The following is a 22,890-nucleotide window of genomic DNA, read 5'->3' on the forward strand; positions in this document are numbered from 1 at the left end:
CCCCCCTACAACCCATCTCACACCACAACACATTCCCCTCATCAATTTTGCACAGCCCCTGCGCTACAGAATGTCGAGAGAAAGCAGGGGTTTTGCTATGCTGATGGCTAAGCAAAATAAGGAGAGCGGGTATGACACAAGGTGCAGTGAAAACAGCGGGTAAACGGTCCCAGGCGGTGAGCGCCAAGAAAAAGGCCATCCTGGGAGCGGCGCTGGACACCTTTTCGCAGTTTGGTATTCATGGCACTCGCCTTGAACAGGTGGCGGAGCAGGCTGGGGTATCAAAGACCAACTTGCTGTATTACTACCCGTCTAAAGAGGCGCTCTACGTTGCGGTGCTGCAACAGATTCTGGACATCTGGCTCGCCCCGCTTAAGGCGTTTCGCGAAGAGTTCACCCCGCTGGTGGCGATAAAAGAGTACATCCGCCTCAAGCTTGAGGTATCGCGTGATTACCCGCAGGCATCGCGATTATTCTGTCTGGAGATGTTGCAGGGAGCGCCGTTGCTGAAGGCCGAGCTGACGGGAGACTTAAAACAGCTGGTTGCCGATAAATCCGCCATTATTGCCGGATGGGTTGCCAACGGGAAACTTGCACCGGTCGATCCGCATCATCTGATCTTCATGATCTGGGCCTCAACCCAGCATTATGCTGATTTTGCGGCCCAGGTTGAGGCTGTCACGGGCAAAACGTTGCAGGACGAAGCCTTTTTCCAGAATACCCTGGAAAACGTACAGCGGATGATTATTGAAGGGATCCGTGTGCGTTAGTTTGCCGGGGGAAGAGGGCAACTTAAATCGCCTTCTTCACACTGCATCAGTGAGGCGAGAAACGCTTCGCGCTCGACCGTTTTTTCCGCCAGGCACTGGTTAACGATCATCGGTTGAACGCTGCCGCCTTCCGTGCCTGAGCCGATAAACGCGCAATCGGCATCACGTAGGGTGATCCACGCCTGTTGTGCTTTTTTCAGCAGATCCCGCTGTGGTGCAGCGGCACGCTTTAACGCGGCCTGCCAGGTCTGGTTTAGCTTTTTATCGGCTGCCTGATATTGCTGTGCTGTACAGGTGTTCAGTTCCAGTTGCGTGCTGGCGTTGGCACACTCGTCTGCCAGCGCACTGGTGCTCAGCAGCAATGCCGCGCCTGCGATAAGAAATCGTTTCATAAACTCCCCGAATAAAAAAAGGCTCCGTCTCCGGAGCCTTATTAGCACAGCGTTAGCCGATTGTCATCAGGCTGGCGTTCCCCCCAGCGGCGGCAGTATTGACGCTGAGCGAGCGTTCGATATAGAGGCGCTCCAGCAGGAGATTGGTTTCTCCCCGGGCAAAGCCCTGCACCGAGACAATCGCTCCGCTGCGTGCCGCGACCTGCTCGCACAGCTCACGAAGCTGGTCAGAATCCCCGTGGTAGATCACCGCATCAAACGGTTGGGTGAACAGGACATCTGATTGGGCAAAGTGAATGCGCGACGCGACCTCTTTGGGCAACTGTTTCGCCAGATCGCGGTGCAGACCCTCTTCCGGCCACAAGACTTCGCACCCCGTCGCGACCGCCGCAGCCAGTTGAACCAGAGCATCCTGTTCGTTATCTGCAACACACAACACCCGCTCGCGCGGCATTAATGTCCAGGTGTTGCGTTCTCCGGTTGGGCCTGGCAGCAGGCGTTGTGTCCCGGCTTGCGCGAGCTCACCAAACTGCTGACACAGGGTGCGCAGTTCCGGGCGTTTATCTGCCCATGTGATGAGTGCATCCAGCGGCTGCGTGAGGATTGCCTTGAGCTGAGCATCCACCGGATGTTCTGCGTCCTGGCGTGCGAGGGTGATGCTGAGCGCATTTTCCGGGCGATGAGCCAGCAAACGGTAGAGGTAAAGTGGACCACCGGCTTTCGGACCTGTGCCCGATAAACCTTCTCCTCCGAAAGGCTGTACGCCAACCACTGCGCCCACCATGTTACGGTTGACGTACAGGTTACCGACGTTGGCGCTACCGGTTACCTGGGCGATGGTTTCGTCTATACGGGTATGTACTCCCAGCGTTAAGCCGTAACCTGACGCATTAATCTGCTCGATCAACTGATCCAGATTATTGCGGTTGTAACGCACTACGTGCAGAACCGGGCCAAAGATCTCTTTTTTCAGTTCATCAAAACTCGCCAGTTCAATCAGCGTGGGCGGAACAAAGGTTCCGGCTTGCCACTCACGGGCATCTTCGCTGTTCTCACGGACGGCCTGGAATACCGGACGGCCTTTGGCACGCATGGCCTGAATGTGGTTCTCGATATTGCCTTTGGCTTCTGCGTCGATGACCGGGCCGATATCGGTGGTGAGCCGCCCTGGGTTACCCATGCGGCATTCTGCCATTGCACCACGCAGCATCTTCAGCGTGTGGTCGGCAACATCATCCTGTATGCACAGCACACGCAGGGCAGAGCAACGTTGTCCCGCACTGTCAAAAGCGGAAGCCAGTACGTCGACGACGACCTGTTCGGTCAGGGCCGATGAGTCGACAATCATGGCGTTCATCCCGCCCGTTTCGGCAACCAGCGGCGTTGGACGACCCTGCGGATCCAGGCGAGTGGCAATGTTGCGTTGCAGAAGCGTGGCGACTTCGGTCGAGCCCGTAAACATGACGCCGCGCACGCGGTTATCGGCCGTCAGCTTCGCGCCGACCGTTTCACCCCGGCCTGGCAGCAACTGCACCACGCCTGCCGGTACACCCGCTTCAAGGAGAATGTTGATCCCCTGGGCGGCAATCAGCGGAGTCTGTTCCGCCGGTTTTGCCAGCACACTGTTACCTGCGGCAAGTGCGGCAGCGATTTGTCCGGTAAAGATCGCCAGCGGGAAGTTCCACGGGCTAATACAGACCACCGGGCCAAGCGGGCGGTGGGTTTCATTGTCGAAATCATCACGAACCTGACCGGCGTAGTAATGCAGGAAGTCGACCGCTTCGCGCACTTCGGCAATCGCGTTGCTGAAGGTTTTACCGGCTTCACGTACCAGAATGCCAATCAGCTGCTGCATCTGATCTTCCATCAACACGGCAGCCCGCTCCAGAATGGCGGCACGCTCTTGTGGCGGGGTCGCGAACCAGATCGGCGCATTGTTCACTGCGCTGTTAAGGGCCAGATCCACTTCCTGCTCCGTCGCTTCGCGTACGTAACCGACGGTGTCTTTTGGCTCGGCCGGGTTAATCACCGGCTGCATTTCCCCGTCAGCTACTGGCTCTTCAAGGATCGGTTTGGCCTGCCATTTTTGCAGGGCGCTGTTAAGCAGGGCGGAAGAGAGCGATGCCAGGCGGTGTTCGTTCGCCAGATCCAGGCCTGCGGAGTTCACGCGGCCTTTACCATACAGCTCGCGCGGCAGGGCAATCTTCGGATGCGGCAGACCAATCTGGCCTTCCTGAGCGGCCATTTTCTCAACAGCCTGTACCGGATCGGCAACCAGTTCGTCGAGCGGCAACGAGGTATCGGCAATTCGGTTAACGAAGGAGGTATTCGCCCCGTTCTCCAGCAGACGGCGAACCAGATAGGCCAGCAGCGTTTCGTGTGTGCCGACAGGGGCATAAATACGGCATGGGCGGTTCAGTTTTCCGTCCGCCACTTTCCCGGTGACCTGTTCATACAGCGGTTCACCCATGCCATGCAGACACTGGAATTCGTATTGCCCTGGGTAGTAGTTTTGCCCGGCCAGGCTGTAGATGGCTGCCAGCGTGTGGGCGTTGTGTGTTGCGAACTGCGGGTAGATCAGGTTCGGTACGCCGAGCAGTTTCTTCGCACAGGCAAGGTAAGAGACATCGGTGTACACCTTACGGGTATAGACCGGATAGCCTTCCAGACCGTCCATCTGTGCGCGTTTGATTTCGCTATCCCAGTACGCCCCTTTCACCAGACGGATCATCAGGCGACGGCGGCTGCGGGTGGCGAGGTCAATCAGGTAGTCAATGACAAACGGGCAGCGTTTCTGGTAAGCCTGAATGACAAAGCCAATCCCGTTCCAGCCTGCCAGTTCGGGTTCGAAACAGAGTTTTTCCAGCAGGTCGAGGGAGATCTCCAGGCGGTCAGCTTCTTCCGCATCAATGTTGATCCCGATATCGTACTGACGCGCCAGCAGGGTCAGGGATTTCAGGCGTGGGTAAAGCTCTTCCATCACGCGGTCATACTGGGCACGACTGTAGCGTGGGTGCAGGGCGGAGAGCTTAATGGAGATGCCCGGACCTTCATAAATACCGCGTCCATTAGAGGCTTTACCGATGGCGTGGATCGCCTGCTGGTAGGACACCATGTACGCTTGTGCGTCGGCAGCGGTCAGCGCCGCTTCGCCCAGCATATCGTAGGAGTAACGGAAACCTTTATCTTCCAGTTTACGGGCGTTGGCCAGCGCTTCGGCGATGGTCTCCCCGGTGACGAACTGCTCGCCCATCAGACGCATCGCCATATCCACACCCTTGCGGATCAGCGGCTCGCCGCTTTTACCGATAATGCGGTTCAGTGAGCGGGAGAGATTGGCTTCGTTATGGGTTGAAACGAGCTTGCCGGTAAACAGCAGTCCCCAGGTGGCGGCGTTAACAAACAGCGACGGGCTGCGGCCAATGTGTGAGTGCCAGTTACCGTTGCTGATTTTGTCGCGGATCAGGGCGTCGCGGGTGGCTTTGTCAGGAATACGCAACAGCGCTTCTGCCAGACACATAAGGGCAACCCCTTCCTGTGAGGAGAGAGAAAATTCCTGTAGCAGGCCCTGCACCATGCCAGCACGACCGGTGGCGGATTTCTGGTTACGCAGTTTGTCAGCGAGCTGGTACGCCAGGTTGTGTGCTTGCGCGGCGATGGTTTCAGGCAGGCGGGCCTGTTCCAGCAGCATGGGGACGGCGTCGGTTTCCGCGCGGCGGTATGCGCCGGTGATCGCCGCCCGGCTCACGGACTGGGGCAGGATCTGCTCGGCAAATTCCAGGAAGGGCTGGTGGTTTTCTTCTGTATTGCTGGTGGCATCATCACTTTCGTTTGCCGCGCCCGCCAGCAGGGCGGGTAACTCCGGCAGGCCGTCTTCGCTTTCCAGCCTTTCGAGATAATTGAAAATCGCCTGCTTAATTAACCAGTGTGGTGTGCGGTCAATACGGGTCGCTGCGGTTTTAATTCTTTCGCGTGTTGCGTCATCCAGCTTAACCCCCATGGTGGTCATGCCCATGCCAAAACTCCTGTTGTTCGGTATTGATGTTCTGTCGATAGCGTGAAATATCCACCATGTTGCAACTTTGTGCAACCGTGTTAAATGTGACATGGTTTGCAAGCTGGAAAATGAATGGATTGTTAATAGACGGTTAGCTGGAAAAATTAGCTGGCATGTGCCTTCAAAGCCTGTTTTTATGCGGGAGTTAACACTTTTAAAAGGTGCAACCCGTAAAAGCGTGAGCGAGTGCAACCTATAGGAAAGACCTATAAAACCAGGGATGAATTTGATGTAAATGCAGTGTTAAATCGTTTGTCAGCGGGATGCGTATACGGCAGGATAGCGCGCCCAACAGAAGCTCATATACCCTGAAGCATGACGGGTAGACACACATCACCACGTTCCGGTGATGACATAACAAGGCAGCCCGGATGGTTGTCGCACGACAATTTTGGAGAGTTTGAATGGCAATTAGCACACCGATGCTGGTGACATTTCTCGTTTATATCTTTGGCATGATCCTGATAGGGTTTTTGGCATGGCGGTCGACGAAGAACTTCGATGACTATATTTTGGGTGGCCGCAGTTTAGGCCCGATGGTGACCGCACTTTCTGCGGGTGCATCCGACATGAGCGGGTGGCTGCTGATGGGGTTACCAGGGGCGATTTTCATCTCAGGTATTTCAGAAAGCTGGATCGCCATTGGTTTGACGCTGGGGGCGTGGATCAACTGGAAACTGGTGGCAGGGCGCCTGCGTGTGCACACCGAAGCTAACAATAATGCCCTGACGCTGCCGGATTATTTCACCGGCCGTTTTGAAGATAAGAGCCGTATTCTGCGCATTATCTCTGCTGTGGTTATTCTGGTGTTCTTCACTATCTATTGTGCCTCCGGCATTGTGGCCGGTGCGCGTCTGTTCGAAAGTACCTTTGGTATGAGCTACGAAACGGCGCTATGGGCCGGAGCGGCCGCAACGATCCTCTATACTTTTGTGGGCGGCTTCCTGGCCGTCAGCTGGACCGATACCGTTCAGGCAAGTCTGATGATTTTTGCGCTGATCCTGACCCCAGTGATCGTGATTATTACCGTGGGTGGCTTTGGCGATTCGCTGGAAGTGATCAAGCAAAAGAGCATCGAAAACGTTGATATGCTGAAAGGCCTGAACTTTGTCGCCATCGTTTCCCTGATGGGCTGGGGCCTGGGCTACTTCGGTCAGCCGCATATCCTGGCACGCTTTATGGCGGCAGATTCCCACCACACCATCGTTCACGCGCGTCGTATCAGTATGACCTGGATGATCCTCTGCCTGGCAGGGGCGTGTGCGGTAGGCTTCTTCGGTATTGCCTACTTCAATAACAACCCGGCACAGGCAGGCGCGGTGAACCAGAACGCCGAGCGCGTGTTCATCGAGCTGGCGCAAATCCTGTTCAACCCGTGGATTGCCGGTATTCTGCTGTCGGCGATTCTGGCGGCAGTGATGTCAACCCTGAGCTGTCAGTTGCTGGTCTGCTCCAGTGCGATTACGGAAGACCTGTACAAGGCGTTCCTGCGTAAAGGGGCAAGCCAGACCGAGCTGGTGTGGGTAGGGCGTTTCATGGTGCTGGTGGTGGCGCTGATCTCTATCGCGCTGGCGGCAAACCCTGAAAACCGTGTTCTCGGCCTGGTGAGCTATGCCTGGGCGGGCTTCGGTGCGGCGTTTGGCCCTGTAGTGCTCTTCTCTGTGCTGTGGTCGCGTATGACGCGAAATGGTGCACTCGCCGGGATGATCATTGGCGCGGTAACGGTTATCGTCTGGAAACAGTTCGCGTGGCTGGGGCTGTATGAAATCATCCCAGGCTTTATCTTCGGCAGTGTCGGTATTGTGGTGTTCAGCCTGCTGGGCAAAGCGCCATCAGCGGCAATGCAAAAACGCTTTGCTGAAGCGGATGCGCATTACCACTCTGCACCTCCGTCTAAACTGCAGCCTGAGTAATTCCTCTTCTTACTCTGACCCTCTCCCTTTGGGAGAGGGAACAAACCCCTCTTGCTAAATTCCGCAATTTACGTTGATATCGCTGTGCTTATAACAATGAGGATAGCGAATAATGACAATCAAAACAGGGCTTATGGCGGCTGCACTTTTGATGCTGGCTGGCTGCAATGCACCATCGCAACATGCTGCGGTTGATACCTGCAAAGCGGACAACCAGATGCAGCAAACCACGCTCTATTTCGGGCTGAGCCGCCCGGCAGGGAAAGACATTACGGGTCAGGAATGGCAGCAGTTTGTTGACCAGGATGTGACGCCGCGTTTTCGTGATGGTTTAACGGTGTTTGATGCACGCGGTCAATGGCTGGGTAACGACGGAAAAGTGGCTCGTGAGCAGAGTAAGGCGCTGATGCTGATCCACGGCAAAGACGCGCAGAGTGAGAAGAGTATTGAGGCATTGCGTGGGATCTATAAATCACGCTTTGCGCAGGAGTCGGTGATGCGTGTCGATCAACCGGTGTGTGTACAGTTCTGATAAAACTCGCCGGGTGGCCTGGCGCTTACCCGGCTTGTCAAACCGGCAGGCCCGCGCAAGCGCCAGGCCGCCGGGCATAAATTACAGCACTAAACCAGCAAAGCTCGCGGACAGCAGACTGACCAGCGTTGCGCCATACACCAGACGCAGACCGAAGCGAGAGACCACGTTCCCTTGTTTTTCGTTCAGGCCTTTAATGGCGCCAGCCACAATACCGATTGACGCAAAGTTAGCGAAAGAGACCAGGAATACAGAGAGAATACCCAGACCACGTGGTGTCATCTGACTGGCAATTTTTTGCAGTTCAATCATCGCCACAAATTCATTTGCCACCAGCTTGGTTGCCATAATACTGCCTGCATTTAACGCATCGCTCAGTGGAATACCGATAAGCCACGCCAGAGGATAAAACACATAGCCCAGGATCTGCTGGAAGCTCATGCCAAATACGCTGGAGAAGAGGGCGTTGATGGCACTAATAAGGGCAATAAAGCCAATCAGCATCGCCAGAATAATCATCGCTACTTTAAAGCCGGCCAAAATATACTCGCCCAGCATCTCAAAGAAACTCTGCGACTCGTGCAGTTTTTCAAGATGAATATCCGGCTCGCCTTCCGGACGCGCCGGGTTAATGACAGACAGAATAATAAAGGTACTGAACATGTTCAGAATGAGCGCAGCAACGACAAATTTTGCATCGAGCATCGTCATGTAGGCTCCGACAATCGACAAGGATACGGTCGACATTGCGGTAGCTGCCATGGTGAACAGGCGACGGGAGGAGAGATCGCCCAGTACGCCTTTGTAGGCAATGAAGTTTTCTGATTGCCCTAAAATAAGCGAACTCACCGCGTTAAAGGACTCCAGTTTACCCATCCCATTCAGTTTCGACAGCAGCGTGCCGATGACCCGGATAAAGATCGGTAAAATCCGCCAGTGCTGAAGGATACCAATCAGGGCAGAAATAAAAATAATGGGGCAAAGTACGCCAAGGAATATGAATGCCAGCCCTTTTTCACCCATGCCACCAAAGACAAAATTGGTCCCTTCCGAGGCGAATTTAAGCAGTGATTCAAAGAAGCCGGAGACATATTTAATAATGAATAACCCGCTTTCGGCATGCAGGAAAAAGAATGCCAGCGCAATTTCAATAACAATAAGCTGTAAAACGAAGCGAATACGAATTTTTCGGCGGTCAAAACTCACCAGCCAGGCAAGCGCAAGAATAATGACCAGCGCCAGCAAGAAATGGACAAAGTTATACATGATGAATGTTCAGTTGGTTTGCGAGCCGCATATTTAGCCACAGCTGTGATTAACCGTAAATGGGCATTTGGGTTATAAGTTATAAATACAACGATAACGGGTGAAACTATTAATCAGCGAGTGATTTACATCTCGTCATCAAAACACCACACATTTCACTTGTGTTTCTGTGTGGCGTAATGATAATCACTATCACAGGAATTTACTTTTCTTTGCATCAGTTGACTGCGATTAACAATTAAGGTGTCGGCATGTTTGTTCCATTTCTCATTATGTTGCGTGAAGGCCTTGAAGCGGCTCTCATCGTCAGCCTTATCGCCAGTTACCTGAAACGCACTCAGCGAGGACGCTGGATTGGGGTGATGTGGATTGGGGTGATCCTCGCCGCTGCCCTGTGCCTTGGGCTGGGGATCCTGATCAACGAAACCACCGGTGAATTCCCGCAAAAAGAGCAAGAGCTGTTTGAAGGCATTGTTGCGGTGATTGCGGTGGTCATCCTGACCTGGATGGTGTTCTGGATGCGTAAAGTGTCCCGCAATGTGAAGGTTCAACTGGAGCAGGCCGTTGATAATGCCCTGCAAAAAAGCAACAACCACGGCTGGGCATTGATCATGATGGTCTTTTTTGCTGTGGCGCGCGAAGGCCTGGAATCGGTCTTTTTCCTGTTGGCTGCTTTCCAGCAAGATGTGGGTATTTGGCCGCCGCTTGGCGCAATGCTGGGGCTGGCAACGGCCGTGGTATTAGGATTCTTGCTCTATTGGGGCGGTATTCGTCTTAACCTGGGCGCATTCTTCAAGTGGACAAGTCTGTTTATTCTGCTGGTTGCTGCAGGCCTGGCGGCAGGAGCTATTCGCGCCTTCCATGAGGCGGGTCTGTGGAACCACTTCCAGGATGTTGCGTTCGATCTCAGTAACGTTCTCACCACCCATTCTCTGACCGGGACGCTGCTCGAAGGTATTTTCGGGTATCAGGAAACGCCGAGCGTCAGCGAAGTGGCGATGTATTTCATCTATCTCATTCCGGCGCTGGTGCTGTTCTTTATGCCATCACGCCCCAGCACTCAGCCGTCGCGTACTGCGCCCTGAAGTGCTACGTCGTTACAACATACTTAAGAAAGGGAAGAGTCATGGCAATTCATTTTCGTCGTAGTGCGTTACAGGTTGGTGTGGCAGCGCTGTTTGCGTCTGCTTTCTCTGCAGGCGCGGCAGATATTCCGCAGGTTAAAGTTACCGTGAATGACAAACAGTGTGAGCCGATGACTGTCACGGTCAACAGCGGTAAAACGCAGTTTATTATTCAGAACCATAGCCAGAAGGCGCTGGAATGGGAAATCCTCAAAGGCGTAATGGTGGTGGAGGAGCGTGAAAATATCGCGCCTGGCTTTACCCAGAAAATGACGGCCAACCTGCAGCCGGGTGAATACGACATGACCTGTGGTCTGCTGACCAACCCGAAAGGCAAGCTGATTGTGAAGGGCGAAGCGACAGCCGATGCAGCCAAAAGTGAAGCCTTGCTGAGCCTGGGCGGAGCGATTACGGCGTATAAAGCCTATGTCACGAAAGAGACTGCTGACCTTGTGACCGGGACGAAAGCCTTTACCGACGCGGTGAAAGCTGGTGATATCGAAAAAGCGAAAGCCCTTTATGCGCCAACTCGCCAGCACTACGAGCGCATTGAACCGATTGCAGAACTGTTCTCTGACCTGGATGGCAGCATCGACGCCCGTGAAGATGACTACGAGCAGAAAGCGGCTGATCCTAAATTCACCGGTTTCCACCGTCTGGAAAAAGCCCTGTTTGGCGACAACTCCACCAAAGGGATGGAGAAGTATGCTGAGCAACTGAATACTGACGTGCTGGAACTGCAAAAACGCATCAGCGAACTGGCCTTCCCACCGTCAAAAGTGGTGGGTGGTGCGGCGGGGCTGATTGAAGAAGTGGCAGCCAGCAAAATCAGCGGTGAAGAAGATCGCTACAGCCATACCGACCTGTGGGACTTCCAGGCAAACGTGGAAGGCGCGCAGAAAATTGTCGACCTGCTGCGTCCTCAGTTGCAGAAAGATAACAGCGAACTGCTGGCTAAAGTGGATGCGAACTTCAAGAAAGTGAACACCATTCTGGCGAAATACCGTACCAAAGACGGTTATGAAACCTATGACAAGCTGACCGATGCCGACCGTAATGCGCTGAAAGGCCCAATTACGACCCTGGCGGAAGATCTGGCTCAGTTGCGCGGCGTTCTGGGTCTGGACTAAGTACGATGAGCAAGAATGATGAATACGACGTTGCTGAACCCTCACGACGTCGGTTGCTGAAAGGGGTAGGCGCGCTTGCTCTGGCTGGCGGTTGCCCGGTGGCACATGCGGCAAAACCGCAAAGTGCCCCAGGCACACTTTCGCCTAACGACCGTATGGAAACGCAGCCTTTTTATGGCGAACACCAGTCAGGCATTTTGACGCCGCAGCAGGCGGCGATGATGCTGGTGGCTTTCGATTCTCTGGCGAGTGATAAAGCGGATCTGGAACGTCTGTTCCGTTTGCTGACGAAACGCATTGCCTTTCTTACGGCAGGCGGCCCTGCACCGGATACGCCTAACCCGCGTTTGCCGCCGATGGACTCTGGTATTCTGGGGCCGTTTATTGCTCCTGATAACCTGACCATCACTGTTTCTGTTGGGGAGTCATTGTTTGATGCGCGTTACGGCCTGGCGAAACAGAAGCCGAAAGCGCTGCAAAAAATGACGCGTTTCCCGAATGATTCGCTGGATGCTGCCCTGTGTCACGGCGATCTGTTGCTGCAGATCTGTGCTAATACCCAGGACACGGTGATCCACGCTCTGCGCGATATCATCAAGCACACGCCGGATCTCCTGAGCGTACGCTGGAAGCGGGAAGGTTTTATCTCTGACCATGCAGCCCGCAGCAAGGGCAAAGAGACGCCGGTTAACCTGCTGGGCTTTAAAGACGGCACGGCGAACCCGGACAGCACGGATTCGGCCTTAATGAAAGAGGTGGTGTGGGTGACGGCCAACCAGGGTGAACCTGCGTGGGCCGTGGGCGGCAGCTACCAGGCTGTGCGTATCATTCAGTTCCACGTCGAGTTCTGGGACAGGACGCCGCTTAAAGAGCAGCAGACTATCTTTGGTCGTGACAAGCAAAGTGGTGCGCCGCTCGGCATGAAAAACGAGCACGATGTACCTGACTATGCGCGCGATCCTGAAGGGGACACCATTGCCCTGGACAGCCATATTCGGCTGGCGAACCCGCGCACGAAGGAGACGCAGTCGAACCTGATGATGCGCCGCGGGTATAGTTACTCGCTTGGTGTGACTAACTCCGGGCAACTGGATATGGGCTTGCTGTTTGTCTGCTATCAGCACGATCTGGAGAAGGGCTTTTTAACTGTGCAGAAGCGGTTAAATGGCGAAGCGCTGGAAGAGTATATTAAGCCGATTGGCGGTGGTTATTTCTTTGCCTTGCCAGGGCCTCACGATCAAAAAGTGTATCTTGCACAAGGGCTTATCGAAGCCTGAGACCTATCCCGCTCGCCCGAGCGGGATATTATTTTTTCGTATGACTATCCCACTGTTATATTTCTGTAATATCCCTGTAAGAGACTGATTACGCTGTAGGGACAGTCTGTAAGTTGCATCAAGGTAAAATAAATGTTGCATTTATGATAATCCTTGGTGTACTTAATATAAGACAGCGGTAGTTCCCGGCAGTGATACTGAATCACTATGGAGATCGCGAATGGTTGCGTCCTGTACTGGACAAGGTAAACACAACAACCGCAGCACCCGGCGCGGAGGCTCAGACTCCGGCAGCGATTTCTTCACCACAAAATTCTCCCCTCCCACAAAACATCATCATTCTACCGACGTGCAAAATGGTGCGCGTAGCCGTTCTGTATCGTCATCCGGAAAAACAAGCAATGGCTTACAAGGAAGCCAACCCTCAGATGTTCGTGCGCATAATCGTGCCGTGACAGGCGCGTGTGATGAATACCAACAACTCAAGGTGCTATCCATGGGAAGACAGAAAGCAGTGATCAAAGCTCGTCGTGAAGCAAAACGTGTGCTGAGACGGGATTCACGCAGCCATAAACAGCGTGAAGAAGAATCGGTCACCTCGCTTGTGCAGATGAGTGGCGTAGAAGCAATTGGCATGGCGCGGGACAGCCGTGATAATTCACCAATTGTGGCGCGCAATGACGCTCAGGCGCACTACCTGAATGCTATCGAGAGTAAACAGCTGATCTTTGCAACCGGCGAAGCCGGATGCGGGAAAACCTGGATTAGTGCAGCCAAAGCGGCGGAGGCTCTGATCCATAAGGACGTGGACAGGATTATTGTCACTCGTCCGGTACTGCAAGCTGATGAAGATCTCGGCTTCTTGCCCGGAGACATATCGGAGAAGTTTGCCCCGTATTTCAGACCGGTTTACGACGTACTGGTGAAACGACTGGGTGCTTCTTTTATGCAGTACTGCCTGCGACCAGAGATTGGCAAGGTGGAAATCGCGCCGTTCGCCTATATGCGCGGACGTACATTTGAAAATGCGGTCGTTATTCTTGACGAGGCTCAGAACGTGACCGCTGCGCAAATGAAGATGTTTTTAACGCGCCTCGGGGAAAACGTGACGGTTATCGTTAATGGCGATATTACTCAATGCGACCTGCCGTCCGGTGTGAAATCTGGACTGAGCGATGCAATGTCACGTTTTGTTGAAGACGATATGGTGGGTGTGGTGCGTTTCACTAAAGATGACTGCGTCCGTTCGGCGCTGTGCCAACGCACGCTGAATGCGTACTACTGAGTATGCTGTTGTGTTCAAGGCCCGGGAAACCGGGCTTTGTTTTTTTGTACCAGGGAAGGGAGCTAAGATTGCCCGTATCTTCACGGTGTGAATTCCTGCAGGTGTGCAACATGCGAAAAAAAAAGCCCGTACTTGCGTACGAGCTCTTTCTCAAAGATGGCGGTGAGGGGGGGATTGACTCGCTTCGCTCGCCCTTCGGGCAGCCTGTCCGCTGCGCTCCCAGTCTGTCCAACTGGCTGCGCCAGTTGTCGAACCCCGTTCGGGGCTTCTCATCCCCCCGCAGGTGTGCAACATGCGAAAAAAAAGCCCGTACTTGCGTACGAGCTCTTTCTCAAAGATGGCGGTGAGGGGGGGATTGACTCGCTTCGCTCGCCCTTCGGGCAGCCTGTCCGCTGCGCTCCCAGTCTGTCCAACTGGCTGCGCCAGTTGTCGAACCCCGGTCGGGGCTTCTCATCCCCCCGCAGGTGTGCAACATGCGAAAAAAAAAAGCCCGTACTTGCGTACGAGCTCTTTCTCAAATATGGCGGTGAGGGGGGGATTGACTCGCTTCGCTCGCCCTTCGGGCAGCCTGTTCGCTGCGCTCTCAGTCTGTCCAACTGGCTGCGCCAGTTGTCGAACCCCGTTCGGGGCTTCTCATCCCCCCGCAGGTGTGCAACATGCGAAAAAAAAGCCCGTACTTGCGTACGAGCTCTTTCTCAAATATGGCGGTGAGGGGGGGATTCGAACCCCCGATACGTTGCCGTATACACACTTTCCAGGCGTGCTCCTTCAGCCACTCGGACACCTCACCATATTGTTTGCTGCCTGACCACTTGGGGGGCAACGGGGCGCTACTATAGGGAGTTGCGCTAAAACGGTCAAGCAGATTTTACGCTTTAGTGCTTGTTCGGTTAAGCAATAATCAGCTCCACGGTTTTTATGCCATGGAGCTGTGCATTACCGCTGTGAATCGAGCACTTCGCTATTCTTAACGACCTCTTGCGCTTTAGCATAACTTTCGATCAGCAACTGGTATGCCGGGAAAATGTGGGTGTAGACATCGGCCCATTCTGCCGCATCTTCACGGTTCCATGTCCGCTGGATCTCGGAGGCAACCGCCGCGGTATCCATTGGAACCACACCCGCCTGAACAACCCGTGCCAGCGTGATCTCCTGCGCCATCTTGCTGTACGTTCCGGATGCATCAATAACCGCAAACACCTTATACCCGTCAGCAACCGCGCTGATTGACGGAAACGCCATGCAAACGCTGGTGATTGTCCCGGCAATGATCAACGTGTTGCGTCCGGTGGCTTTTACGGCCGCGACAAATTCCGGGTTATCCCATGCGTTGATCTCGCCTTTCCGTGCCACATATTGTGCATGCGGGGCGTTGGCGTGGATCTCCGGGATTAAAGGACCGTTTGGACCCTGTGGAACGGATGCGGTAGTAATTACCGGGATCCCGGCAAGGGTCGCCATTTTAGCCAGTGCCGCCGCACGGGCGCGTAGCTCCGGCATTGGCATATCCCCGACGGTCTGGAACAGTCCGCTTTGATGATCGATCAACAACATGACCGCGTCGTTCGCGTCAATGACCGGACGCATTCCGTTAAAATTCGCAGGTGTAGACATTTTCTTCTCCTTTATTACGCTCAGATCTGGCCGAAGCGGCCGGAGTTGAAATCACGAATGGCTTCCGTGATTTCGGTTTTACTGTTCATCACAAACGGGCCGTAGCCCACAATCGGTTCGTTCAGAGGGGCGCCAGCCATCAGCAGCACTTTGGCATCACTGCTCGCTTCCAGGTGCAGTTTGCTGCCTTCCTGGCTGAGAACCACAAGCTGCGCTTCACCCGCCTGGGTTGTACCGTTTACCGTGATGTTGCCTTCAAGGACTACCAGCGCGGTACTCCAGCCTTCGGGCTGAGTCAGTGCGAGATGGCTTCCCTGACGGAGGGTAATATCCCAGACATTTAGCGGCGAGAAAGTGTGCGCCGGGCCGGTAATATCACCATAATGGCCAGCAATTACCCGCAGCGATCCACGTTCTTCTGACAGCGTCACCACCGGGATTTCATGCCTGGTAATGCTCTGATAACCCGGCTTCGCCATCTTGTCCTTCGCGGGCAGGTTGACCCAAAGCTGCATCATTTTGAGCTCGCCACCTTTCTGCGAGAATGCACTGGAGTGGAACTCTTCATGCAGAATGCCAGCACCTGCAGTCATCCACTGCACATCACCGGGGCCAATTACGCCGCCTTTGCCAGTGGAGTCGCGATGCTCCACTTCACCGGAATAGACGATGGTGACCGTTTCAAAACCACGATGCGGGTGTTCGCCCACGCCGCGCTTTTCTCCGTCAGCCGGGAATGTGTACGGGCCAGCGTAATCCAGTAGCAGGAACGGGCTGAGGGGTTCGCCGTGAGTCTGATAAGAAAACATCGACCTGACGGGGAAGCCGTCACCCACCCAGTGCTGGCGAGGCGCGGTATAGACACCTGTAACGTTTTTCATGTTTTTCTCCTGGTAGTCTGTTGATATTGATTAGCTTATATTCAGAACTAATATCCCGGTAGGCAGTGAAAATGACATTCACTGTTCTTAAAATGGAACGATGAGGTTTTATGCAGGATCTCAATGACTTCGTGTGGTTTGTGAAGGTGGTCGACTACGGTGGTTTCGCTGCGGCCGGAAGGGCGCTCGATCAGCCAAAATCAAAACTGAGCCGCAGGATTGCACAGCTTGAAGACCGACTTGGGGTGCGATTAATTCAGCGCACCACACGCCAGTTTACCGTTACCGAAGTGGGCCAGACTTTTTATCAACACTGTAAAGCAATGTTGGTGGAGGCTGAGGCGGCGGAAGAGGCGGTCGCGGCGTTACAGGCTGAGCCGCGCGGTATTGTCAGGATCACCTGTCCGGTGACGTTGCTGCATGTACACGTGGGCCCGATGCTGGCGCGCTTTATGGCGAAATACCCGGGAATTAATCTCCAGCTTGAAGCCACCAATCGCCGGGTGGATCTGGTGGGCGAGGGGATCGATATCGCAATCCGCGTGCGTCCACGCCCGTTTGATGACAGCGACCTGGTTTTACGGGTGCTTGCCGACAGGGGACATTGTCTGGTGGCCGGGCCAGATTTAATTCAGCGTATGGGGAAACCGGTTATGCCCTCAGAGCTAAGCCGATGGCCGGGGTTGAGTATGGGGGAGGGGAGGCAAGTTCATAAATGGGATTTGACTGGCTCGCAAGGGGCAAAAGCGGAGATTCACTATGCCCCGCGTTTTATCACGACTGATATGCTGGCGTTACGGGAAGCTGCAATGGCCGGTGTGGGTGTGGTGCAACTTCCCATTTTGATGGTGAAAGACCAGCTTGCGTCAGGTGAGCTGGTCCGGGTATTGGATGAATGGGAACCCCGCCGGGAAGTCATTCATGCGGTGTATCCGTCGAGGCGTGGGCTATTGCCATCCGTGAGGACACTGGTGGATTTTCTGACGGAAGAGTATGCGCGGATGGTGGAGGAGTAATTTTAATCCCTTGAGATATTGATCAACAAAAACAATAACCTGAAGCTATTTGAGTTGTTTCAGAAGAGTTGAGGGCTTACAGCGACGTTGCCTCCGCCCGTCCCCGATAAGCCGTAAGGAATAACCGGGTCGCCAGGGGGCGGTGAGCCACCCTGGCACGTTCACGAGTAATGTGGTGACAGAGTGGCAAGGAACATAAAGTGAACGGAATGACCACCTCAGCCGTATGTTCCCCTTCACTCCGCAGGTGTGCAACATGCGAAAAAAAAGCCCGTACCTGCGTACGAGCTCTTTCTCAAATATGGCGGTGAGGGGGGGATTGACTCGCTTCGCTCGCCCTTCGGGCAGCCTGTTCGCTGCGCTCTCAGTCTGTCCAACTGTCTGCGCCAGTTGTCGAACCCCGGTCGGGGCTTCTCATCCCCCCGCAGGTGTGCAACATGCGAAAAAAAAGCCCGTACCTGCGTACGAGCTCTTTCTCAAATATGGCGGTGAGGGGGGGATTGACTCGCTTCGCTCGCCCTTCAGGCAGCCTGTCCGCTGCGCTCTCAGTCTGTCCAACTGTCTGCGCCAGTTGTCGAACCCCGGTCGGGGCTTCTCATCCCCCCGCATGTGTGCAACATGCGAAAAAAAAGCCCGTACTTGCGTACGAGCTCTTTCTCAAATATGGCGGTGAGGGGGGGATTCGAACCCCCGATACGTTGCCGTATACACACTTTCCAGGCGTGCTCCTTCAGCCACTCGGACACCTCACCATATTGTCATCCCGTTGTTGCCGGGACGGGCGCTAATGTAAGGAAAACCCGAACTCCCGTCAATCAACTTTTTCAGTTAATTAGCGCGTTTAAACAAACTTCAAACAAGATGTTTTTTTAATGTGCTGAAAGCGGTTTTTTTATCAACAACGCGGGCTGAAGATAAATTTGTTATGCTGGCAATCCAGTTGAAAATGAAAATAAAACAGCGCAATGAAAGGCAGGAATGACTATGGATATTATCTTTTATCACCCCACTTTTGATACGGCTTACTGGATTAAGGCACTTTCGACGGCGTTGCCTGGCGCACGTGTTCGCGAGTGGAAGCAGGGGGATAACGAACATGCGGATTACGCGCTGGTCTGGCATCCTCCGGTTGACATGCTACAAGGCCGGGAGCTGAAGGCCGTTTTTGCGCTGGGGGCGGGCGTTGACTCCATTCTGAGTAAGCTCAAGGCTCATCCTGAAATGTTGCCTGAGCGTATTCCGCTTTTCCGCCTGGAAGATACCGGCATGGGCCAACAAATGCAGGAATATGCGGTCAGCCAGGTGCTGCACTGGTTCCGTCGTTTCGATGATTATCAGGCATTAAAACAGCAATCACACTGGGAGCCATTGCCAGATTACCATCGTGAAGATTTCACCATCGGTATTCTGGGGGCTGGCGTTCTGGGGTCAAAAGTGGCTCAGGCGCTGGCTCCATGGGGATTCCCGTTACGGTGCTGGAGCCGCAGCCGCAAAGCCTATCCTGGCGTGCAAAGCTTTGCCGGAACAGAGGAACTGCCTGCGTTCCTGAACGGCACGCGTGTGCTGATTAATCTTTTGCCCAATACAGCGGAAACCGTCGGGATCATTAATGGTGCACTCCTGAACCAACTGGCCGATCAGAGCTATTTGATGAACCTCGCACGCGGTGTTCATGTGGTGGAACCCGATCTGCTAAGTGCGCTGGATAACGGCAAGCTCAAAGGGGCCATGCTGGATGTCTATAGCCGTGAGCCACTGCCTAAGGAAAGCCCTCTGTGGACTCATCCGCGTGTGGCAATGACGCCACATATTGCGGCTGTAACACGTCCGGCAGAAGCGGTTGCTTATATTGCGCATACCATCAGTGAGATGGAGCAAGGTAATGCTGTCACAGGGCACGTCGACAGACAGCGCGGTTACTAAGAGAAACCCGGCGTATGCCGGGTTTTTGCTAATATTCGCCACTGATAACTGCTATCCTTTGGAAAAACCGCAGAGGAGAGAGAGATGTATCCCGTTGACCTGCATATGCACACCGTCGCCAGTACCCACGCGTATAGCACCCTTCATGATTACATCGCGCAAGCAAAGCTCAAAGGCATCAAGCTGTTTGCAATCACCGATCACGGTCCTGATATGGCAGATGCGCCGCACTACTGGCACTTTGTGAATATGCGTATCTGGCCACGTCTTGTCGATGGGGTTGGGATACTGCGTGGCATCGAAGCCAATATTAAAAATACGGACGGCGAAATCGACTGCACTGGCCCGATGCTGACCTCGCTTGACCTGATTATTGCAGGATTTCATGAACCTGTTTTTGCACCGCAGGATAAAGAGACCAACACGAAGGCGATGATTGCCACTATTGCCAGCGGAACTGTGCACATTATTAGTCATCCGGGAAATCCAAAATATCCCATCGATATTCAGGCGGTTGCGCAGGCTGCAGCAAAACATGATGTTGCGCTGGAGATCAATAACTCCTCGTTTGTTCATTCGCGTAAAGGCAGTGAAGCAAACTGTCGTGAAGTGGCTGCTGCGGTGCGTGATGCCGGGGGGCTGGTGGCGCTCGGTTCGGATTCTCATACAGCGTTCACATTGGGCGATTTTAGTGAATGCCTGAAAGTGCTCAATGACGTTGGGTTCCCGGAAGCGCGTATCCTCAACGTTACTCCGCGTCGCATGCTGGATTTCCTGGAGTCTCGCGGCATGGCTCCGATTACTGAATTTGCTGAACTTTAATTGTGTAATGGACTAAAAAAATGAATGAGTTTTCCATCCTTTGCCGCATCCTGGGCACGTTGTATTACCGTCAGCCGCAGGATCCGTTATTGGTTCCCCTGTTTACGTTGATTCGTGAAGGTAAGCTGGCGCAAAACTGGCCACTGGAACAGGATGAGCTGCTGGAGCGTCTACAAAAGAGCTGCGATATGCAGCAGATTTCGACCGATTACAACGCGTTATTCGTGGGAGAGGATTGCCGTGTCGCGCCCTACCGTTCGGCCTGGCAGGAAGGGGCGACAGAAGCAGAGGTGCGGGCTTTTCTCTCTGAACGTGGAATGCCGCTTTCGGATGCCCCCGCCGATCATATTGGTACGCTGCTGTTAGCCGCCTCCTGGATTGAAGATCAGGCTGGAGAAGGTGAGAGTGAAGCTATCGAAACGTTATTTGATGAGTATTTGCTGCCCTGGTGTGGCACGTTCCTCGGCAAAGTTGAAGCACACGCGACCTCACCGTTCTGGAAAACAATGGCGTCTCTCACTCGCGATGCGATTGCAGCAATGTGGGATGACTTACAGGAAGAGAATGCATAGTGACGCATGTCACACAATTAATGCAACGATACATTTCAACTTGCACATAACGTGCTTCTGATCTCATTTATGTAGTGCGTATCTGCTAAGATGCGCGCTATGAACATATTACTTTGTATTGCACTCACAACGGGCATTCTCTCCGGACTTTGGGGATGGGTGGCCGTTTCGCTTGGGCTATTGGGCTGGGCGGGATTTTTGGGCTGCACGGCGTACTTTGCCTGCCCGCAAGGCGGGGTCAAAGGGCTGTTTATCTCTGCGTGTACGATGATGAGTGGCGTCGTTTGGGCGGTCATCATTATGAAAGGAAGCGCATTGGCTCCGCATATTGAGATTCTGGGTTATGTCATGACGGGGATCGTGGCCTTTTTAATGTGTATCCAGGCGAAACATCTGCTGCTTTCGTTTGTGCCCGGAACCTTTATTGGTGCATGTGCAACGTTTGCCGGGCAGGGCAACTGGAAACTTGTCGTGCCATCGCTGATGTTGGGTCTTGTCTTTGGCTACGCAATGAAGAACAGCGGCCTCTGGTTGGCGGCCCGGCGGGACAAGGCGCAAAATATCACCGCAGTGAGAGAATAAAAAAAGGCGAGATATCTATCTCGCCTTTTTTATGCGCTTCCGATCAGGATTCCGGAGGAACCGACATATCGCGGTATTTCACCAGAACCGGGTTTTTCACTTCGGCCTTGTTCTGCAGATCCCACAACCCACGATCGATGCCGTCGTTAATCAGGAAGATAACGCCAGTTTCAATGGCAGACATCAGGCAGAGCATGACCGGCTCGTTAGAGGTGTAGCCAATTTCACCTTCCAGTAAACGCTGGTAGTCAATAAAGCGGAATACCCCAGCCTGCACCTCGTAAGAGAGGATTGTTTTACTGGTATTGACGGATGACAAGACTTCACCCGTACTGACGTTAACCACACGCAGGTTAACGGCTATTTGATCAAGCTGGTATTGTGTATCTGCACCAATACCAAAGTAACGCGCACCGACACCACCTGATTTGACGTTACTCTCATAGCCGATAATCGATCCTTCAATCATCACGTTAGCCGCAGCCAGTGACTGTAAAGGCACGCGGTTATTCATCGCGACAGTGCCATTCTCCTGAGCGGCACGAATGATTTTACGTTCGTTCAGCAGGTTTTGCAGTCCCTGGCGTTCAAGAGGAATAAACCAGCGAGAGTCCTTGAGTGCAGTGACCAGCATGGCCGTGGCGCTTTGAGGTACAGCGGTCGAGAAGTTACTCGCCGGATACGGTTTAAACTGACCCGTTTCATCCTGAATGTTGTAAACCGAGACGAATATCTTACCGGTAGGCATCGGCAGATGTGTTAAATCACGATAACTTTGGGCCCGAGGCATTAATGTAGGTTTTGCAGCTTCTTTTGGGGGAGCAGTTAAACAACCGCTCAATAAGCACACTGCAACTAATATCAGGAAGCGCTGCATGATCGTTGTCCTTATTTTGATGTTGTCTAGAAATTGGTGGAATCGTTTTGCAGACCGGACACCTGGATGGTGGATGTCTTCCCGGTTTTGCGGTCTGTAACGTTCAACTGAAGCTGCCCATCCTTGTTCGCAATATCCACGATAAAGTCGTTAGTCACCATACGTCCGGGTTTGCCCGTATTAATGTTGGTCAACAACCCGCCGAGAATCTGCGATTGAATAGCCTGGGTAAAGTTATCCAGCGCCGAGGGCGTTTCAATACCAAAGTCGCTGTTAGAACTTGGATCTTTATAGGAGTTTTGTGCCTGGGCTTCGTTCAGCATGAAAGCCCCGTTATTTGGGTTACCGCCAAAGTTAGGGTTACGGAACTGGAACGTCATATTTCCGCCCCAGCTTAATGGTGTGATCAGCATTAACGAAATAACTGCATGTGCAATACGCATGACAGCCTCCGGATATTAGGGTCGCTAGAACTCGTCTTTTGCTAAATCGCCAGTGCTTAATAGCGCTTTGTCTATTTGCAGGCGATTAATAGCTTCTTCGGTTTGTGCCAGGGCTAAGGCTACGTTTTTATCGAAGTCTATTTTCGTAGGGAATAAAAAAGTCTGGTAAATAACATCCTGATTGGCTGTTATTGTTATCCAGCTTCCCCAACGTGCACTGGGCCGTTCGTTGATTGTTAAGTTACCAGGGTAAGTGCTGTCCCATTTATCGCTGAATGCCCGATAAAAATTGTGGCCGGTAGATGAGACAGTGTGGTCCGTTAACAATCCGGGAATTTCCACTTCAACTGCGTGTAGGTTCCCGGCTGCGAGCAGAAAGCCCGCTGCGACAATCCAACTCAACTTGCGTTTCAT

At 53.5% G+C, this 22,890-nt stretch carries 20 protein-coding genes, 2 tRNA genes and 5 other RNA genes; 12 read left to right on the forward strand and 15 right to left on the reverse strand.

Going from position 1 to position 22,890, the window contains the following annotated elements; all coding sequences use genetic code 11:
• Positions 1-131 precede the first annotated feature (131 nt).
• Entirely contained in the window at positions 132-770 is a 639-nt protein-coding gene (gene rutR / locus HV346_RS08085; protein ID WP_181623004.1) for an HTH-type transcriptional regulator RutR, read from the forward strand.
• Here rutR and HV346_RS08090 read toward each other — a convergent pair.
• Both HV346_RS08090 and putA read right to left on the reverse strand, forming a co-directional pair.
• On the reverse strand, positions 767-1,162 hold the full coding sequence (locus HV346_RS08090; RefSeq protein WP_181623005.1) for a lysozyme inhibitor LprI family protein: 396 nt from the start codon (positions 1,160-1,162) through the stop codon (positions 767-769). The genes rutR and HV346_RS08090 overlap by 4 nt on opposite strands.
• 52 nt (positions 1,163-1,214) lie before the next feature.
• Complete coding sequence (putA, locus tag HV346_RS08095) at positions 1,215-5,177, reverse strand: trifunctional transcriptional regulator/proline dehydrogenase/L-glutamate gamma-semialdehyde dehydrogenase (RefSeq protein ID WP_181623006.1); 3,963 nt, start codon at positions 5,175-5,177, stop codon at positions 1,215-1,217.
• A 446-nt stretch (positions 5,178-5,623) separates the two neighbouring features.
• On the opposite strand from putA, the gene putP reads away from it, so the two are divergent.
• Entirely contained in the window at positions 5,624-7,132 is a 1,509-nt protein-coding gene (gene putP / locus HV346_RS08100) for a sodium/proline symporter PutP (protein WP_181623007.1), read from the forward strand.
• Positions 7,133-7,244: 112 nt separating this feature from the next.
• Positions 7,245-7,664, forward strand: coding sequence for a DUF3574 domain-containing protein (locus tag HV346_RS08105; RefSeq protein ID WP_181623008.1), 420 nt, complete (start codon positions 7,245-7,247; stop codon positions 7,662-7,664).
• A gap of 81 nt (positions 7,665-7,745) precedes the next feature.
• On the opposite strand, the gene HV346_RS08110 is transcribed toward HV346_RS08105, so the two are convergent.
• Positions 7,746-8,930, reverse strand: a complete 1,185-nt coding sequence (locus HV346_RS08110; RefSeq protein WP_181623009.1) for a nucleoside transporter C-terminal domain-containing protein — start codon at positions 8,928-8,930, stop codon at positions 7,746-7,748.
• Positions 8,931-9,181: 251 nt separating this feature from the next.
• Here HV346_RS08110 and efeU point away from each other — a divergent pair, with 251 nt between their 5' ends.
• From efeU to phoH, 4 genes are all read left to right on the forward strand, one after another.
• The gene (gene efeU / locus HV346_RS08115) at positions 9,182-10,015 is read left to right on the forward strand and encodes an iron uptake transporter permease EfeU (RefSeq protein WP_181623010.1); all 834 of its coding nucleotides are present in this window, start codon (positions 9,182-9,184) and stop codon (positions 10,013-10,015) included.
• A 41-nt stretch (positions 10,016-10,056) separates the two neighbouring features.
• Entirely contained in the window at positions 10,057-11,184 is a 1,128-nt protein-coding gene (gene efeO, locus HV346_RS08120; protein WP_181623011.1) for an iron uptake system protein EfeO, read from the forward strand.
• A 5-nt stretch (positions 11,185-11,189) separates the two neighbouring features.
• A complete protein-coding gene (gene efeB / locus HV346_RS08125) occupies positions 11,190-12,461 on the forward strand; it encodes an iron uptake transporter deferrochelatase/peroxidase subunit (protein WP_181623012.1) in 1,272 nt (423 codons plus the stop codon).
• A 496-nt stretch (positions 12,462-12,957) separates the two neighbouring features.
• Entirely contained in the window at positions 12,958-13,746 is a 789-nt protein-coding gene (gene phoH, locus HV346_RS08130) for a phosphate starvation-inducible protein PhoH (RefSeq protein ID WP_181623724.1), read from the forward strand.
• A gap of 157 nt (positions 13,747-13,903) precedes the next feature.
• Here phoH and HV346_RS08135 read toward each other — a convergent pair.
• The 6 genes from HV346_RS08135 to HV346_RS08160 form a co-directional block, all read right to left on the reverse strand.
• Positions 13,904-14,040: non-coding RNA, RtT sRNA (locus tag HV346_RS08135), on the reverse strand.
• Between the two features lie 44 nt (positions 14,041-14,084).
• A non-coding RNA gene (locus HV346_RS08140) (RtT sRNA) lies at positions 14,085-14,221 on the reverse strand.
• A gap of 46 nt (positions 14,222-14,267) precedes the next feature.
• Positions 14,268-14,404: non-coding RNA, RtT sRNA (locus tag HV346_RS08145), on the reverse strand.
• A gap of 44 nt (positions 14,405-14,448) precedes the next feature.
• Positions 14,449-14,536 (reverse strand) — tRNA-Ser (locus tag HV346_RS08150).
• 146 nt (positions 14,537-14,682) lie between these two features.
• Entirely contained in the window at positions 14,683-15,360 is a 678-nt protein-coding gene (locus tag HV346_RS08155; RefSeq protein WP_181623013.1) for an isochorismatase family protein, read from the reverse strand.
• A 20-nt stretch (positions 15,361-15,380) separates the two neighbouring features.
• Positions 15,381-16,241 (reverse strand): pirin family protein, encoded by an 861-nt coding sequence (locus HV346_RS08160; protein ID WP_181623014.1) that lies wholly within the window; start codon positions 16,239-16,241, stop codon positions 15,381-15,383.
• Between the two features lie 110 nt (positions 16,242-16,351).
• Here HV346_RS08160 and HV346_RS08165 point away from each other — a divergent pair, with 110 nt between their 5' ends.
• On the forward strand, positions 16,352-17,257 hold the full coding sequence (locus HV346_RS08165) for a LysR family transcriptional regulator (protein WP_181623015.1): 906 nt from the start codon (positions 16,352-16,354) through the stop codon (positions 17,255-17,257).
• A gap of 302 nt (positions 17,258-17,559) precedes the next feature.
• On the opposite strand, the gene HV346_RS08170 is transcribed toward HV346_RS08165, so the two are convergent.
• From HV346_RS08170 to HV346_RS08180, 3 genes are all read right to left on the reverse strand, one after another.
• A non-coding RNA gene (locus tag HV346_RS08170) (RtT sRNA) lies at positions 17,560-17,696 on the reverse strand.
• Between the two features lie 44 nt (positions 17,697-17,740).
• Positions 17,741-17,877: non-coding RNA, RtT sRNA (locus HV346_RS08175), on the reverse strand.
• A gap of 44 nt (positions 17,878-17,921) precedes the next feature.
• Positions 17,922-18,009, reverse strand: a tRNA-Ser gene (locus HV346_RS08180).
• A 232-nt stretch (positions 18,010-18,241) separates the two neighbouring features.
• Between HV346_RS08180 and ghrA the strand changes: the two genes are divergently transcribed.
• The 4 genes from ghrA to HV346_RS08200 all read left to right on the forward strand — a co-directional run bounded on the left by ghrA (position 18,242) and on the right by HV346_RS08200 (position 21,156).
• Entirely contained in the window at positions 18,242-19,180 is a 939-nt protein-coding gene (ghrA, locus tag HV346_RS08185; RefSeq protein ID WP_181623016.1) for a glyoxylate/hydroxypyruvate reductase GhrA, read from the forward strand.
• An 84-nt stretch (positions 19,181-19,264) separates the two neighbouring features.
• The gene (locus tag HV346_RS08190; RefSeq protein WP_181623017.1) at positions 19,265-20,002 is read left to right on the forward strand and encodes a phosphatase; all 738 of its coding nucleotides are present in this window, start codon (positions 19,265-19,267) and stop codon (positions 20,000-20,002) included.
• Between the two features lie 20 nt (positions 20,003-20,022).
• Complete coding sequence (locus HV346_RS08195) at positions 20,023-20,574, forward strand: molecular chaperone (protein WP_181623018.1); 552 nt, start codon at positions 20,023-20,025, stop codon at positions 20,572-20,574.
• A 99-nt stretch (positions 20,575-20,673) separates the two neighbouring features.
• Positions 20,674-21,156, forward strand: a complete 483-nt coding sequence (locus HV346_RS08200) for a DUF1097 domain-containing protein (protein ID WP_181623019.1) — start codon at positions 20,674-20,676, stop codon at positions 21,154-21,156.
• Between the two features lie 43 nt (positions 21,157-21,199).
• On the opposite strand, the gene csgG is transcribed toward HV346_RS08200, so the two are convergent.
• From csgG to csgE, 3 genes are read right to left on the reverse strand one after another with little or no spacing between them, the layout of a single operon-like run.
• A complete protein-coding gene (gene csgG, locus HV346_RS08205; RefSeq protein WP_181623020.1) occupies positions 21,200-22,033 on the reverse strand; it encodes a curli production assembly/transport protein CsgG in 834 nt (277 codons plus the stop codon).
• A gap of 26 nt (positions 22,034-22,059) precedes the next feature.
• Positions 22,060-22,476: a curli production assembly/transport protein CsgF gene (csgF, locus tag HV346_RS08210; protein WP_181623021.1), complete on the reverse strand. Its 417-nt coding sequence runs from the start codon at positions 22,474-22,476 to the stop codon at positions 22,060-22,062.
• A 24-nt stretch (positions 22,477-22,500) separates the two neighbouring features.
• Complete coding sequence (csgE, locus tag HV346_RS08215) at positions 22,501-22,890, reverse strand: curli production assembly/transport protein CsgE (protein ID WP_181623022.1); 390 nt, start codon at positions 22,888-22,890, stop codon at positions 22,501-22,503.

The sequence above is a fragment of the Enterobacter sp. RHBSTW-00994 genome (assembly GCF_013782625.1).
Lineage (GTDB): Bacteria > Pseudomonadota > Gammaproteobacteria > Enterobacterales > Enterobacteriaceae > Enterobacter.